Origin of the sequence: Paenibacillus amylolyticus, from assembly GCF_050990605.1 — a bacterium.
Classification (GTDB): Bacteria; Bacillota; Bacilli; order Paenibacillales; family Paenibacillaceae; genus Paenibacillus; species Paenibacillus amylolyticus_H.
This window is the reverse complement of record NZ_CP158832.1, coordinates 3,113,793-3,128,863: the sequence shown is the minus strand read 5'-3', so window position 1 is coordinate 3,128,863 and position 15,071 is coordinate 3,113,793. Positions and strand designations below refer to the sequence as shown.

General features: G+C 45.0%; 12 protein-coding genes. 3 read left to right on the top strand and 9 right to left on the bottom strand.

What is annotated here, in order from left to right:
* Positions 1-33 precede the first annotated feature (33 nt).
* Entirely contained in the window at positions 34-1,065 is a 1,032-nt protein-coding gene (locus ABTV53_RS14165; protein ID WP_433753803.1) for a ketopantoate reductase family protein, read from the bottom strand.
* Positions 1,066-1,079: 14 nt separating this feature from the next.
* Complete coding sequence (locus ABTV53_RS14160; protein ID WP_433753801.1) at positions 1,080-1,826, bottom strand: acetoacetate decarboxylase; 747 nt, start codon at positions 1,824-1,826, stop codon at positions 1,080-1,082.
* Between the two features lie 154 nt (positions 1,827-1,980).
* Here ABTV53_RS14160 and ABTV53_RS14155 point away from each other — a divergent pair, with 154 nt between their 5' ends.
* Positions 1,981-2,709 (top strand): LysR family transcriptional regulator, encoded by a 729-nt coding sequence (locus ABTV53_RS14155; RefSeq protein WP_433753799.1) that lies wholly within the window; start codon positions 1,981-1,983, stop codon positions 2,707-2,709.
* A gap of 255 nt (positions 2,710-2,964) precedes the next feature.
* Here ABTV53_RS14155 and ABTV53_RS14150 read toward each other — a convergent pair whose 3' ends face one another.
* Positions 2,965-4,371 carry a glycoside hydrolase family 4 gene (locus ABTV53_RS14150; protein ID WP_433753797.1) on the bottom strand — a complete coding sequence of 469 codons (1,407 nt, stop codon included), beginning with the start codon at positions 4,369-4,371 and terminating at the stop codon, positions 2,965-2,967.
* 196 nt (positions 4,372-4,567) lie between these two features.
* Here ABTV53_RS14150 and ABTV53_RS14145 point away from each other — a divergent pair, with 196 nt between their 5' ends.
* Complete coding sequence (locus tag ABTV53_RS14145) at positions 4,568-5,398, top strand: helix-turn-helix domain-containing protein (RefSeq protein ID WP_433753795.1); 831 nt, start codon at positions 4,568-4,570, stop codon at positions 5,396-5,398.
* Positions 5,399-5,504: 106 nt separating this feature from the next.
* Here the strand turns inward: ABTV53_RS14145 and ABTV53_RS14140 are convergent, their stop codons facing one another.
* The 5 genes from ABTV53_RS14140 to ABTV53_RS14120 form a co-directional block, all read right to left on the bottom strand.
* Entirely contained in the window at positions 5,505-6,575 is a 1,071-nt protein-coding gene (locus ABTV53_RS14140) for a phosphotransferase enzyme family protein (RefSeq protein WP_433753793.1), read from the bottom strand.
* Between the two features lie 223 nt (positions 6,576-6,798).
* On the bottom strand, positions 6,799-8,265 hold the full coding sequence (locus ABTV53_RS14135) for a glycoside hydrolase family 1 protein (RefSeq protein WP_433753792.1): 1,467 nt from the start codon (positions 8,263-8,265) through the stop codon (positions 6,799-6,801).
* Between the two features lie 69 nt (positions 8,266-8,334).
* Complete coding sequence (locus tag ABTV53_RS14130; protein ID WP_433753790.1) at positions 8,335-10,272, bottom strand: beta-glucoside-specific PTS transporter subunit IIABC; 1,938 nt, start codon at positions 10,270-10,272, stop codon at positions 8,335-8,337.
* A 153-nt stretch (positions 10,273-10,425) separates the two neighbouring features.
* Positions 10,426-11,274 carry a BglG family transcription antiterminator LicT gene (licT, locus tag ABTV53_RS14125; RefSeq protein ID WP_433753789.1) on the bottom strand — a complete coding sequence of 283 codons (849 nt, stop codon included), beginning with the start codon at positions 11,272-11,274 and terminating at the stop codon, positions 10,426-10,428.
* 228 nt (positions 11,275-11,502) lie between these two features.
* On the bottom strand, positions 11,503-12,435 hold the full coding sequence (locus tag ABTV53_RS14120) for an ArsR/SmtB family transcription factor (protein ID WP_433753787.1): 933 nt from the start codon (positions 12,433-12,435) through the stop codon (positions 11,503-11,505).
* A 227-nt stretch (positions 12,436-12,662) separates the two neighbouring features.
* Here ABTV53_RS14120 and ABTV53_RS14115 point away from each other — a divergent pair, with 227 nt between their 5' ends.
* Positions 12,663-14,156 (top strand): alpha-N-arabinofuranosidase, encoded by a 1,494-nt coding sequence (locus ABTV53_RS14115; RefSeq protein WP_433754203.1) that lies wholly within the window; start codon positions 12,663-12,665, stop codon positions 14,154-14,156.
* 299 nt (positions 14,157-14,455) lie between these two features.
* Here ABTV53_RS14115 and ABTV53_RS14110 read toward each other — a convergent pair whose 3' ends face one another.
* Positions 14,456-15,031: a hypothetical protein gene (locus ABTV53_RS14110; RefSeq protein WP_433753786.1), complete on the bottom strand. Its 576-nt coding sequence runs from the start codon at positions 15,029-15,031 to the stop codon at positions 14,456-14,458.
* Positions 15,032-15,071: the final 40 nt, after the last annotated feature.

Here is a 15,071-nt window from a genome sequence, read left to right as displayed (position 1 = left end):
TTTCGTTAGACGTATTCCTTTCAGAACGAGTCACTAGATAGCACTTAATAGTTCTTCAAAAGCTTTTATATTCGTGTCAAAATGAGGAACGGTTTGCGTTTCTTCAGCAGATTTGACCAGTTTTACAACTAAATCATTATAAGGTGTTGCAATTCCAGTACCTTCTGCCCTGCTTGACACAACCCCGTTAATATAATCAATTTCCGTTATGCGGTTCTTCTCCAGATCTTGAAGCATGCTTGCTTTGAGCAGTCTGGAGGGCTCCATCACGTAACGTAGTGTTTTCACCCGTTCAGGGATATCTTCTTTGTTGTTCAGTTCAAGTGAAGCAATGTCGAATCCATTCATTTTAACCAAAGTGACCCCGTTGGCGCGAGCAACTTTAATCGTCTCGTCCGCAATATGAGCTGCACTCACAATGCCGGCTTCGTGATCAATAATGTCCCCGTATTCCCCATTCAATGCAGCCGATAAACCACTGAATGCGTTGTTGATCAGCAATTTGGACCATTTGGTTCCAATCAGGTTATCGGAAATATGTGTTCCACCCACAAGATCCAACACCAATTTTACGCATTGAATTCGTTCAGTGATTTCACCATTTAATTCACCAATCTGAAAAGCATACTGCTTAAATTGAGTGTACTCGGTGGTCAGGCTTGATACACCTGGTTCAATGAATGTAGCGCCAAACTCAACGGAGCCTGCAATGACGCGTTTTTCACCAACAATAGACGCGACCTTCTCTTCCGGAATCCCATTCTGCAAGGAACACACCATACTGTCTTCACTTAAGAATGGAAGTAATTCCTGAAGGATGGAATCGTTATACAGTTGTTTGGTTAAAAGTAAAACGAGGTCATATTGTCCTGATTTCTGATCAGGAGTAATAGCTTTTACTTTGGCCTGAAACTCGGTGGTCCCCGTCACTTTAGCACCCGTTTGATTCAAAGCATCTACATGTTCCTGATATGCATCAATTAACTCAACGTCCAGTCCACCATCCGCAAGGTATGCACCTACGATGGTTCCCAAAGATCCTGCTCCTACAATTGCAATTCTCATTTTATTTTTCCTCCTTATTTCTCTTCCAGGTAGTTGTATACAGGTTGTGCAGCGTTCAAGGTTAAGTTGGTAAGGATATGAGAAGCAGATACAACTTCGAACACAGGCAGATCTGCAAGAGGTGCCAATGCGTGTTCGAACAGTTGCAGCCGGGCAGGTCCTGTCCAAGCCTCTTTCACTTCGATGTCTGTAATCTGAGTTCGGATCAGATCACATACTCTTAAATTCCCGGTATAGTCTGTCGCAATCTTAATCATGAAGTTAGGTCGGCATATCTCACGTTTGGCGAGTTCTTTATCCATCTCTACATGTTTATATCCCATCGTTGCCGTGGCTACACGCAGCGTTCCATAATCAAGTGTGCCGACAAGTGTATCTGAATCGGTATACAACTTCGGTGCGCCCAGCTTTTTCGGATAAGCGGTGAGTTCTCGACCACTTGCAATCGCGGGGAAATTGTCTACATACATCGAATGCACATAATCGCCCTCCTCCCCATTGAATTGCACAGGGATAACTTGTCCAGCTTCCGTGTAGGCGCCCAGCCCAGATACATCGGGCATCCACATCACTTCGAATTTAACCAAAGGTTCAGTAATTTCCAAAGGCTCGGGCACGGCTGCCCGCAACGCTTTTTCATCCGTTCGGTAAATAATGTTCAAGTATTCACGATTCACGAATTTGTACGGTGGCATTGGATATGCCGGAGCCGTTAGGGGTGTATTCAGATTTTTAGCTATGTTATTCACATCGATTTTCATCAAAGACACCTACCTTATACATTTAATTAAGTTTTCTTATATGGAAAATTTGAACTGTATCTCATAAAAAAAATTCTACATCAATATTTAAATTTAATATAATACATAATAAGTGCTAAATATATTTATCAGAATAAATAAGGAGTGCGCGTGAATGGAACTGCTTCAGCTCAAATATTTTCAGACCGTTGCCTACACCGAACATATCTCCAAGGCAGCTGCACAATTGAATATTGCTCAACCTTCCCTAAGCTTGACGATCAAAAGACTTGAGGATGAACTGGGTACTCCTCTATTTCATAGGAGAGGACGTAACATTCAATTGAATGCCTCTGGTGAGATACTTTTGAAGCACGTAAACCGAATTTTTATCGAAATTGAAAATGCAGAGATGGAGATCAGAGCGGAGGAACAGCAAATATCCAATACAATCAGAATTTCCATTACGAATACCCGATTTTTCACTGGTCTCATTAGTGATTACATCAACGGTTCCCCTGAAACCAAACTTCATCAGGGTATCGGGACCCGTAGTGAAATTATTACAGGATTGAAGAAAGGCGACATGCATCTGGGTATAACGGGGCATCCGATTCTGGATGAGGAGATTGAGAGTGTTGTCTTGGTCGAGGAAGATATTGTTCTGGTCGTGCCTACGGATCATCGATACGGCGGAGAGACAAGCATCTCATTAAGTGTCGTTGCTAGCGACCCCTTTATTACACTTGCCGATAATAAGGAGTACAGCCGGTTTACAACCATGCTCTGTGAAAAAGCAGGCTTCCTGCCCAATCTTGCATTCGAGGTCGATTCGCATACACTGCTTGAAATTATCAGGCTTAACCAAGGTGTTGCATTACTTCCGATCTCCGTATGTATGTAGAAAACTGGGGTTACGTTATGTAAAAATTGCTGATGATTCAGCGATATATCCCATTAGCCTATCCTGGGTCAAACAAAAATGGTTATCTGCTTCTGTTATAGAATTTCGTGATTTTATTACTTCGTACTATGCAGAAAATGGGTGCTTATATAAAGTGGAATAGATTGACTTAACATATGAAAAATGTTAAATAATACAAACAAAGACCACGTTACTCCTGTTGAAGGAGACATGGTCTTTGTTCGTTATCTACGCTTAGCTGTATTGCAGTCTATCCTTGTACCAAACGTCCGGAATCATCTCACGCTCCAGTTCCAACAATTCGTGGATGATCTTGTCTGCATCACTAATGGAATTCACAAGCGGGTCAGTGAGCATCGCCCTTCTCAGTTTCTCATAGCTTTGTTCCAGTACAGCTTCCACTGTAAGCTCATGCGTATCCAACACAAGTTCTTGCATCCCTCGTATCCCACGTGGCATCTCGCCTACATGGAGTGGTTTCACTCCGTCCATATCTACATCGCAGAGTAGTTCCAGGAAGGAATCCGCATTCATGTTGGTTACCGCGCCTTGATTGAGTGTATTGATAAAGAACTTTTTACCCAAGTTCCCCACCATGTTCTCGATGATGTCGGTCGCATGATCCGGTCCGAAGGTACTCATGTAATCGGAGACCGGGATGTTTCCTGTAAGGAAGTCATCGACCTGCTGCCACATCTCATCGTGGCGCTGATACCTGTCCTCTGTCTCCCAGATCGATAATGGAGGAATGGGATCTGCAATTTTGCCAAGACCCTGCCAATATCGAACGTATTCCTTCGTATGCGCGGTACAAGTAGGAATGCTTCCGAAAATATCATACAGTTCATAGGTAATTGCATCGTTAAAAAGAGCTTTTGCGCCGCGATCACCGCCGTTATTCTCCTCACCTGCCATCTTGCGCATGGCTTCTGCGATAGTGGGCATTACATTCTTTCCTTCATACTCGGCTTTGAGCAGCCAAGTGAAATGATTGACACCAGCGATGCGAAAATCGAATTTCTGGTTGATCTCATCGGTGAACTGGCTATGGTCTCCAATGATTCCGGCTCGTACGGCATAATAGGCTTTTTTATGCGGCATATGATGACTATCGCACAGCGCAAACGATTTAAGCTTCGGAGCATATCGATGTAATGCGATGCCATGCACGGTAGACGGGTTAATATAATTGATCACCCACGCATCCGGACACAACTCCTCCATGTCTTTGGCGCAATCCATAATAATCGGCAGTTCCCGCATGGCGCGAAAGATTCCGCCCGGGCCAATCGTATCGCCGGAACACATACGAATTCCATACTTTAGAGAAACTTGGCAGTCAATGCCCCGATATTTCACGGATTGCTCCGCAAAGCTGAGTACAACGAAGTTGGCTCCCGGGAGCACGTGTCTTCTGTCCACTGAACCCTCAATCTTTAGGGATACGTTGTTCTCCTTGGCGACCATTTCCGCTAGTTTTACCATTTTCGAGAGCCGTTCCTCGTCCGTATCCACCAAAGCCAGTGTTCCCTGATTCAAATATGGGGAGTGAACCATCTGCCAGATGGACTGACGACCAAAAAACAGGCTGCCCGCCCCAATAACGACTACCTTTGGATGCTGTGTGTTTGTAGCATTCATCAATACCCCTCCTCGTAACGATATAAGTTCATTATAGGTGAGTGGGCTGAAATCGGAATGTGTGATAGTTTTCAATACATGTCATATCGTACGATGGTTAACAAGAGGAAAATCCTTTGTTATGATAGTGAAAAATGAAGGATGTCATAAAGTAGAGAGGATTCGGCTGAATTCGATGCAATCAGGAACTGTAAGTATGAGTGTAATCGACGAGCTTTCGGAGTATATCACACTTCGCATGAGCTCTTATCTGGAACAGACGCATGACAGTCATTGGATTGAACACAAGTCACATTCCGATTACGATCTGTGGTTCATTACATCAGGTTCTGTCAAGATTACCCTCGCTGGAGTCGAGCATATGGCGGCCACGGGGGACGTCGTGTTTTTTTATCCGGATATGCCCTACACTGCTTCCACGACAGGGGAACTTTGCCGGTTCATATACATACACTTTGATTTCAGCATCGCTGATCAAAAACGGATTCTTGGCGAGTTTCAGCTCCCTGGCATCGTACCTGGTAACCTGATTCAGGAGGAATCAACGCTGTTCACCTCGTCCTATCAAAGGTTCAAGCAGAGTAGCGGCGCTTCCGGAAGTCCACTTTACATGAAAGCCGCTCTTCTTCTCGTGATCGCCAAAATTTTCGAATTACATGGGCTAGGCTTCTATCACGGTGAATTCTTGAAAGACCGAAAACCGAGGAAAATTGAAGCAAGTCTGGAAGTTCTGCAGAACGTGTTCCCCTACGTGGATGCGAATTTGCATCGTGCCATCCGAGTGAATGAACTTGCTGTTATTGCCGGCGTCTCTGAGAAATATTTTATTTCTTTGTTCAAAAAAATTCTGGGTATCACACCAGGGCAATACATCAATCAAATTAAAATGAACCGGGCCAGAGACTATCTGTACGAGAAAAAATATACGATTCAGCAAATTGCCGGATTTCTGGGTTATCCCGATCCCTTTACGTTCTCCAAAGCATTCAAAAAATTTTACAACGTGCCTCCTTCCAAATTCGAATAGCAAATGTAGACAAAAAAAGAGGCAACCTGTCAATCCGGCTGCCTCTATACCTTGGTGAATCATTAGAATCATTGGTTCTTCATGGTTTAATTAGGGTCTAGACCCTTCAGCGCTCCTCATATTCAAAGGGTGCTTCACTCGAATAGATATCATGGAAAAATCCCTTAAATGGTATATCCTCTTCCAGACATTTAATGAGATATAACAGAACCTCGTCTTCTTCTGGTTCTTCCCCTTCGCGCTGCGCCACCTCAAAATGATCCAAAATATTCTCCAGAAGGCTGACTTGAATAAATAAAGACAGCTTCTCTAGCAAGGCAGTAGAGATTTGGGTTTCTGATGTGTAACCGGAGAGCGCGGTTTGGAAATACTCATCCATGAACTGTTTACGTTTGTCTGCATCAGCTTCAAATTGAACCCAACCGACTCCGTTCATCCACAAACTTGCGAGATCAAACATGTACCAGCCATAACAGGAATTGTCGAAATCAAATACCGTAATTTGTCCCGTATCAAAATCGATCGAATAATTCCCGTCATTGTAGTCGAAATGGATCATGCCCAATGTCTCCTGGCTCGACCCCAATTCTTGTACCGCTTGGAGAAGTTCCACCATTTTGCTTCTGAGCAGAGAGAATGACTTAGGGACCAACCTCTCGATATACTCCGTATTATATTTATCCAAAAAATGATGCCTGCGATGAACGGGTACATAGCTTTTGGATAGCTGATGCATTTTCCCCAGAACTTTACCGCTATTATAATGGTATTCAGTAAGTGGAACCCCTTCACGATACTGATAGTGGTTCTCTACCAGCAACTTTCCCTTGGCCTTCACAAACATACAGATAAAGAACGTATGCTCATCATAAGTGAACTCTTCCAGCAGATGACCTTTTTTCGAGTTGACTACATTCGAGACACTTGCACCATGCTCAAAGAGATACCGGACATACTCCAGTTCGGCCATGTAATCTTCACGCTTTCTGTCAGGCAAAAAAGACACTCGAAGAATTAGCGATTCACACCCCTCTTGCTCACAGGTGTATACGACATTCCGTCCTCCCTCATGAGGCGGAATAAGCTGAATATTGTAACCCTCCAGATGAAACAACTCGGTTACCACCGACAGTACATGTGTATTGCTAATGTTAACAACCTCGTTAAATTTAATCATGATCTCCTCCAGTAAACATTGTTGGGACGGTTTCCCGCACTGCAATGTCCACAAAAGGAATTCTGTAACACAACTATCCTTTTGTGAACCTAAAGAACAATCACCTTGTTAGACATTGAATTCACTCCTCTTGTTTGGATATCACAATTTTACGTAATTATTCCTTAATTGGCTAGTGCAAAATAAAGACCGCCCATAGGGGCGGCGTTTAAATTTTGTATAATTACAGGATTTTTCCGTTCGTTTCAATAACTTGTTTGTACCAGTAGAACGAATCCTTGCGGGTCCTTTCCAATGAACCATGTCCTGCGTTGTCCTGATCCACGTAAATAAATCCGTATCGTTTGCCCATCTCTGAAGTTGAACAGCTAATGATATCTATAGGACCCCAACTGGTGAAACCCATTAATTCCACGCCATCAGCTACGGCTTCTTTCATCTGATCGATATGACTGCGCAGGTATTCAATCCGGTAGGTGTCATGTACGCTTCCGTCCTCTTCCAGTGTATCCTTTGCACCCATCCCGTTCTCCACGATGAAGAGCGGCATCCGGTAACGATCATACAAACGGTTAAGCGCAATACGCAGACCGATTGGGTCGATCGGCCAGCCCCACTCGGTAGCTTTGAGATGCGGATTTTTAATCTGGCTGACCAGCATGCCGGAGTTGCTGTTGTCATTCGGATCATATTTTCCAATATACGTCATGTAGTAGCTGAATGCGATAAAGTCCACTGTATTGTCTCGGATAATCGCATCATCCTCAGGTCCTTTGACCAGTTCGATACCCTGTTCTTCAAAGTAACGTTGCATGTAAGACGGGTATTCTCCACGCACCTGTACTTCCGGATAGAACAAGTTCATCTGATCTTCCTTCAGCGTTTGCAGAACGTCTTCCGGTTTGCTGGAAGCAGCATACGTCTCCAGGCGGCAGATCATACAGCCGATTTGAGCATTCGGCATTTTCTCTTTACCGCTCTTGACAGCGAGTGCGCTTGCGACAAATTGATGGTGAGTGGCCTGATATGCCACCTGTTCCTGCGAACCTTTAATTTTATCTTCCAGAATGCCGCCGCCGGTGTACAGGCTTGTCAGCATCATATTCATCTCGTTAAACGTGATCCAGTATTTCACTTTGTTTTTGTAACGGTCAAACAGCGTATTGGCAAATTTCAGATACAGGTCGATCATTTCTCGGCTTTCCCAACCGTTGTATTTACGGGTCAATTCTACAGGCATTTCGTAGTGCGAGATCGTTACAAGCGGCTCAATGCCGTATTTCAAGAGTTCGTCGAGCACGTTATCATAGAAGGCAAGTCCAGCTTCATTAGGAACAGCTTCTTCTCCTGTCGGGAAGATGCGTGTCCACGCGATCGACAGACGAAACACTTTGAAACCCATTTCTGCAAACAATGCAATGTCTTCTCGGTAACGATGATAGAAATCCACACCATTCCGTTTCGGAAAGTAGACGTCTGAGTTACCGCTTAGATATTCTTCCAGCTGAACAGAATCCACATCGAATGTGAAATCTTTTCCGTTACGCTCTTCATGAGGGATATAAGGTGCCATATCTGAAGTAGAGAGACCTTTGCCATCTGCGTCATATGCCCCTTCGAGCTGATTGGCTGCGGTAGCTCCTCCCCATAAGAATCCTTTTGGAAATGAGTGTTTAATTGTTTTTGTCATGTGGTTTCTCTCCTTTTTTGGGTAAATACAAGTTTGTGTTTTTAAATAAAGTACGCCTTCATACAGCTGTTAGCGAACGGTGAGGAGAAGCAATTCATTCATCGGAATCACCCCCTTCACCTGAACCGGCACCACATCAAGGTATTCTGGTGTATTGGTTACAATTACCGGTGTGACCGGATTAACCCCAGCATCCCGCAAGCCATCCATGTTGAACTCCAGAAGCAGATCACCCTTCTTCACTTCTTGTCCAGCAGTAACCTTCACGTCAAAAAATTTCCCTTTGAGCGATACACTGTTCAATCCAACGTGAATAAGAATTTCAATCCCGCTCGTCGACGTTAACATGACCGCATGTTTGCTTTTGGCAACCATGGTGACGATCCCGTCAAATGGGGCTGTTACGCGTCCTTCCTGCGGAAGAATGGCGATACCTTTTCCGGTCATCTCCTCCGCAAAGGTTTTGTCCGGTAGCGATGCAAGCGGCACGACTTCGCCAGTGAGCGGGCTGAATACTTCGCCTTTCTTTTCCTCAATTGAATGCACGGTTACTGCTCTTGCCTCTTCATCAGTCATAACAGTTGTTGTAGCTTGTTGCGGCTGGGATGCATGCAAGGATGAACCGGATGCGTCAATACGATTTGAGTTCGGCTCATCCCACTTGAGCAGTAAAGTCAGTATGAAGGAAACGGTAAAGCTGATGCCGATGCCGATCAGAGCATACCAGAAGTTAGCCATGCCTCCCCCTGGGCCAATGTATAACGGAAGGGCCAGCAGTCCCGGCACGGCAAAGCCGAAGCACTTCAGACCAACTGCAGTAATAAACCCGCCACCAGCAGCCCCACCGATCAGTGAAGCATAAAATGGTTTTTTCAACTTCAGTGTTACTCCGTACAGTGCTGGCTCCGTAATGCCGAGCAAGGCAGATATGCCGCTGGATAAGGCTATGGACTTCATGGGCTTGTCTTTTGTCTTGAGAAACACGGCCGCAACTGCACCCGCCTGACTCATATTAGTTACAAGGTTGATCGGCAACAAAAGCACGTCATATCCGAGTTTGCTCAAGTTCTGCAACGTGCCCGGGAAAAATGCATAGTGCATGCCTGTCATAACGATCAATGGCATTAATCCACCAAGAACAATTCCCGTTAACGGACCTGAATGAGCAAATAGCCAGGATGTACCCATTTCCAGATAGATACCGATGTAATTCCCGAGTGGCCCAATGGCAATGAGCAGAATGGGAACCGTGATGACTAATACAATCATCGAGGTGAATATCACCTTGACCGGGCCAGGAATGAATCGATCCACACAGCGATGAACGTAACTCAGAAGCCACACACCCAGAATGATTGGAATGACAGACTGGGTATAATTCACAATGGACACGGGCAGTGATAGAAAACGTATAGGCTCCAGCTGATTTGCCAAATATGCATTCAGGATGGTTGGATACAATAACGTACCTGCGAGGGTCAAGGCAATATATTCATTGACTTTGAACTTGCGGGCAGACGAGACAGCAAGCAGAAAAGGTAAAAAATAAAAGGCTGCATTCCCTACAGATGACAGAATCTGATACTCACCACTTGTCTCCTGGATTGCTCCGAGTGTAACCAGCAAAGCCAGAATACCCTTCAGCATACCTGTGCCTATGATGGCAGGAAGGATGGGAGTGAAGATACCCGAGATTGTATCCAGTACTGCATTAATGCCTTTGGAACGGGGAGCACTTGCTTCAGGTTGCGGCTTGCCATCCTGTCTCAGTTGGCCCTCAATCTCTTCATACATGGCCGCGACCTTATTTCCAATGACAATTTGAAACTGGTCACTCTGAAACTGGGCTCCGAGTACACCGTCCAATGCTCTGATCTGCTCAAGCTGAACCTTATCTTCATCACGAACATTGAATCGCAGCCGTGTGATGCAATGCCAGGCTTGTGTTATGTTCCCTTGCCCTCCTGTTAAGTGAATGATTTCTTTCGACAACTCCCGATGATTCATGTTGCTTCCTCCTTTTTTGGGCGAAAAAAAACCAAATGCCAACCCGGCCCGCTACAGGTAGCGGAGTCGGAAACATTTGGTGGTGCCTGATCGAATCAGTAACACTCCATATTCTTAATCATGTGGTATAGCTCCAAGCTGGTTGTATTGAGATCAAGCCGTGTCGGAACGGGATGTCACTCTCTCGATGTGAATCATGAGGTATACCATCTCATCGGGAGTAATCGCGAATCCGCGCTGCTGCTCCATTGCTTCCTTTATCTTAAGTGCGCACTTGAAGCTGGACGGGTATCGCTCCGACAATACATCATACAGAAACTGTTGATCCTTAAAGGAGAGCACTTCCCTGTTCAATTGTCGAACGATGAAATATCTGAGATGGGTAACGAATCGGGAAAAATCAGTGGTTTCCTGATCCAGTGCCATTCCAAAATGATTCGTCATGATATCTAATATGTCATTAATCATTTGGGTTATCTTGATCGTTTGATTCATACTGCCGGAATCAAACTGCGAATTCACAAAATGAAGAGCGATGGAGCTTGCTTCTGCCGATGGCAAACTCACCTCAAAAGCTTCGTTAATTAGCTCGACGGCATAGGCTCCGATACGGTATTCCACAGGATACAGATGACGGATATCCCAGTGAAGCGGATTTTGTATGTCCACTCCACTCTTGAAGCGATCCAGCGCAAAGTGAATGTGATCAGCCAGGGTAAGCAGGATGGAATCATTCAGCTTTTTACCGATTTGGTTCCGGCCATGCTCAATGATTTGATCGGTGACGTTTATGACTTGCAGCGGGATATCATTAAAAAATTGCTCCAATCGCTGGTATTTGTCATCTGAGCCGATTCGAAATGTTTTTTGAATCTGTTCCCGTTCAATCCATTGTCCTTTCACTTTTTTGAATCCAACTCCAGTTCCGATCACAATGACTTCGCAGCCTTCGGCATCCTCTGCCAGGGCGATGTTGTTGTTTAACGTTTTTTTGAACCTCATGATGTTCTCACCCCCAATATGCAAAAAGCACCACCATGGTCCCGGACACAAGTCAAACAAACTTGTGAAATCCAGACTGTGGTGGTGCCTGATCGAATCAGTGACACTCCTTATTTAGCTGTATCTTACACCACCGATGTAATCGTTGTCAATACCAATACAAAGGATCTTTTTCACACTTCGCCTAGGTGATTATCGTCTTATTAAAATGACATAAAAGACGGTATCTTATACATCATGACGTGCAGATTCCCCTTCCTCGTAATAGTACCGAATCAAAATGTCCTGATCGTAGTTACCGAACCCTTTCCCAAACAGCGTAAGTCCGCCACGACCGGGTACCCCTTCTTCCGGTCTTAATCCAAATGTCCAGTACGTGGAAGAATCTAGTTGCAGATCATGGATACGCACATCCGAGATGCGCTGGCCATCCATAAACGTGCCTTCTCCGTTAATGCGCAGCACCTTCAATACACCATACTGATTGACGTCCAATTTCCACCATAGCGGTGTATGTTTGCCTTTCCGATCGCCAAAGTCCCCTGGGCTTGTCCATGTTCCCAAGTGTTTGCCATTAAGGGAAAAGCGAATGTCGGAAGGCCAGTTTTCATTGACTTGGGGTGCTTCCGAACTAAGTTCGAGTGAGATTTCAATTTCCTGGAGATGCTGTTCTGTATTCAGATAATTGGGGATCTTATATTCCAGAAAGCCTTGTGCGAACCAAAGAATGCCTGCGTTGACCCGATCCGGGTCCATGAAGCAGGCTGGTGTGTCATATTGTCCAATCATTTGTGTTGTAGTTGCAATTCCACAGGTAGGCCATGCTTCGTAATCCGTATACTGACCAACCGGAATAGAGACTTCATGATACGGAGCATCAACTGGTTCAGGAGAGAGATTGATTGTCATGAATTCTTGCAGAATAAAGCAGTATTTATACGTTCCACCGTTCTCACGCTTCATGCGGCTGCCTACGATGCCCGCTTTCTGCAATTTGCTCACATGTGTACTGACAATGGCTTTGCTCAGATACAGCTCTTTGGCAAGCGCATTGATATGCATTTCCCTGTTTTGCAATAATAAACGAACGATATTTAAACGGGCCTCGCTGGCGAGCGCTTCATATATAATCAAGGATGAGGCATCCGTGCCAAGCATCATGAACTTCACTTCCTTATCTCTATTGAATCCAAAATATTAGTTATTTTAGGATTCGTTATTTAGCGAACCCTGTAAATTAAACTTGCTCAACATAATAGCATTATGATACACATTAGATAACAAATCAATAAGTTGATTTTGCTTTTATGCGAACTCAGCGTTGAAATAAAGTTTATTACACACCTAAAATTAATTTTATGGAGGTTTTCCCATTGCTTACATCCAAAATGCTTATTGATAAAGACTTTCAGATTGCGGAAGTAGACCCTCGTGTATACGGTTCATTTGTAGAACATTTGGGGCGGGCTGTATATGGCGGTATTTATGATCCAGGTCATCCTACTGCGGATGCTCAAGGTTTCCGTCAGGACGCCATTGAAGCGATCAAAGCGCTGAACGTACCCATCGTTCGTTATCCAGGTGGCAATTTCGTATCCGGTTACAATTGGGAGGACGGCGTTGGCCCGGTAGCGGAGCGTAAACGCAGACTTGAACTGGCATGGTGGACCATTGAAACGAATGCAGTGGGAACAAACGAATTTGCAGATTGGGCCAAACAGGTTGGAACCGAAGTGATGATGGCGGTAAATCTGGGTACTCGCGGCATTGATGCAGCCAGAAACCTGGTCGAATACTGCAACCACCCATCTGGCACATACTGGAGTGATCTGCGTATCTCTCACGGATATAAAGATCCACATAAATTCAAAACCTGGTGCCTCGGTAATGAAATGGACGGTCCTTGGCAGATTGGTGCGATGACCGCATATGAATATGGCCGTATTGCGAACGAGACAGCCAAAGCGATGAAGTGGGTTGACTCAGACATCGAACTCGTCGCATGTGGAAGCTCCAGCCGGGACATGAAGACATTTGCAGATTGGGAAGCAACCGTACTGGATCTCACCTATGAAAATGTGGATTACTTGTCCCTGCATCAGTATTACAATAACAACAAAGACAACACGTATGACTTCCTGGCGACCTCGCTGGATCTGGATCAATTTATTGATAGTGTTGCTTCGATCTGCGATTTTGTACAAGCCAAGAAACGCAGCAAAAAGAAATTAATGCTGTCTCTGGATGAATGGAATGTTTGGAAATCAATCGGCACAAGCCGTATGGAAGAACGCTGGCAGATTGCTCCTCCTGAATTTGAAGATGTATACACGCATGAAGATGCACTTGCAGTGGGATGTTATCTGATCACCATTCTCAAACATGCTGACCGCGTTAAAATGGCTTGCCTTGCACAGCTGATTAACACCATTGCACCAATCATGACGGAAAATAACGGAGCAATCTGGTTCCAGACGACGTATTTCCCGTTCCTGCACGCATCCAACTTCGGTCGTGGTACGGTGTTGCGATCCATCACAACTTCACCTAAATATGATTCCAAAGACTTTACAGATGTGCCTTATCTCGAAGCGATCAGTGTGCATGATGAAGAGAATGGTACAATCACGATCTTTGCGGTGAACAGACATCTGGATGAGCAATTGGAATTGAATGTGGATCTGCGTTCTTTCGGAGAGACCACATTTGTGGAGCACATCGTACTGGAGAACAACGATCTGAAAGCTACCAATACCAAAGAAAATCCACGCAACGTCCTTCCACACAATGGTGGACACACAACAGTGGATCAAGGTAAAGTTCAAGCTGTGCTGAACAAAGCGTCATGGAACGTGATTCGCCTGAAAACCAAACAGGCTTAATAGAGCGGAATAATATAACCCTCCGTTTTTTTAAAGCACAACTTGATACGTCGCATATAGTTAGGTCGCTTATATAACAATTTCTAACACCCCGTACAGAGTGTACGGGGTGTTAGATGTATTCAGGTGTATTTAGAGTATTTAGGTGTATTTGATTTCTCTTCGTTTCTTCTCGTATGCAGCATAAGCAAATAAGCCACCCTCCGCCTAAATACGGAGAGCAGCTTTCAGCAAAGCCATATTACATCTTTAATAGTGCAACGGAGATCATATTCTATTTTACCACATTTTTTATCGTGTTATCCCTCTTGGACTTCCGTTTCGGCTTCACCCTGAGCTGCTTGGCTTGGTGGAGTCATCAGCCCTTGAACGGCCCCCATAAATGGCTGAATCTGCTTAATCATGCCATACCCCATTTTGACCACAGGTGTAAACCGCTGGATCATGCCAAACAACCGCATACCCCCGCCTAACATACCTCCAATCGAGCCTGCACCGCCAAGTCCGCCAAAGCCACCTAACAATGAGCCTAACATAGGCATGAAAGATGATACCTGAGCTTGCCGGGAAGCTGAACGAGACATCGACCGGGATCGTACCTGCGACTTGCGTGTGCTGTTCCCCCGTTTACGGTTTCGAGAGGATGCTGTTTTTCTCGCAGCCGCTGCTTTAGGTTTAGTTTTGCGAGTACTGCTTTCAGATGAGGATGCTGTGATTGCAGCCTGAGCAAGCTTTCCGCCCCCGGTAAGCACTACGCCTTCGCTGTTAACGCCAGAGATGTACCCGACGTACGTTTCGCCATTATGAAGAGTCACGCAGACTGGACGATCCTTAAGCCGGTTTGCCTTGACGTGTATTTCATTGGTCTTCGCCATGGAATTCACCTCACTTGACTTGATCTACTTCAGTCTACGC

Excerpts from the sequence above, each read along its gene's own strand:
- ABTV53_RS14165 (WP_433753803.1), bottom strand. The coding sequence starts at position 1,065 with ATGAGAATTGCAATTGTAGGAGCAGGATCTTTGGGAACCATCGTAGGT.
- ABTV53_RS14160 (WP_433753801.1), bottom strand. The coding sequence starts at position 1,826 with ATGAAAATCGATGTGAATAACATAGCTAAAAATCTGAATACACCCCTA.
- ABTV53_RS14155 (WP_433753799.1), top strand. The coding sequence starts at position 1,981 with ATGGAACTGCTTCAGCTCAAATATTTTCAGACCGTTGCCTACACCGAA.
- ABTV53_RS14150 (WP_433753797.1), bottom strand. The coding sequence starts at position 4,371 with ATGAATGCTACAAACACACAGCATCCAAAGGTAGTCGTTATTGGGGCG.
- ABTV53_RS14145 (WP_433753795.1), top strand. The coding sequence starts at position 4,568 with ATGAGTGTAATCGACGAGCTTTCGGAGTATATCACACTTCGCATGAGC.
- ABTV53_RS14140 (WP_433753793.1), bottom strand. The coding sequence starts at position 6,575 with ATGATTAAATTTAACGAGGTTGTTAACATTAGCAATACACATGTACTG.
- ABTV53_RS14135 (WP_433753792.1), bottom strand. The coding sequence starts at position 8,265 with ATGACAAAAACAATTAAACACTCATTTCCAAAAGGATTCTTATGGGGA.
- ABTV53_RS14130 (WP_433753790.1), bottom strand. The coding sequence starts at position 10,272 with ATGAATCATCGGGAGTTGTCGAAAGAAATCATTCACTTAACAGGAGGG.
- licT (WP_433753789.1), bottom strand. The coding sequence starts at position 11,274 with ATGAGGTTCAAAAAAACGTTAAACAACAACATCGCCCTGGCAGAGGAT.
- ABTV53_RS14120 (WP_433753787.1), bottom strand. The coding sequence starts at position 12,435 with ATGATGCTTGGCACGGATGCCTCATCCTTGATTATATATGAAGCGCTC.
- ABTV53_RS14115 (WP_433754203.1), top strand. The coding sequence starts at position 12,663 with ATGCTTATTGATAAAGACTTTCAGATTGCGGAAGTAGACCCTCGTGTA.
- ABTV53_RS14110 (WP_433753786.1), bottom strand. The coding sequence starts at position 15,031 with ATGGCGAAGACCAATGAAATACACGTCAAGGCAAACCGGCTTAAGGAT.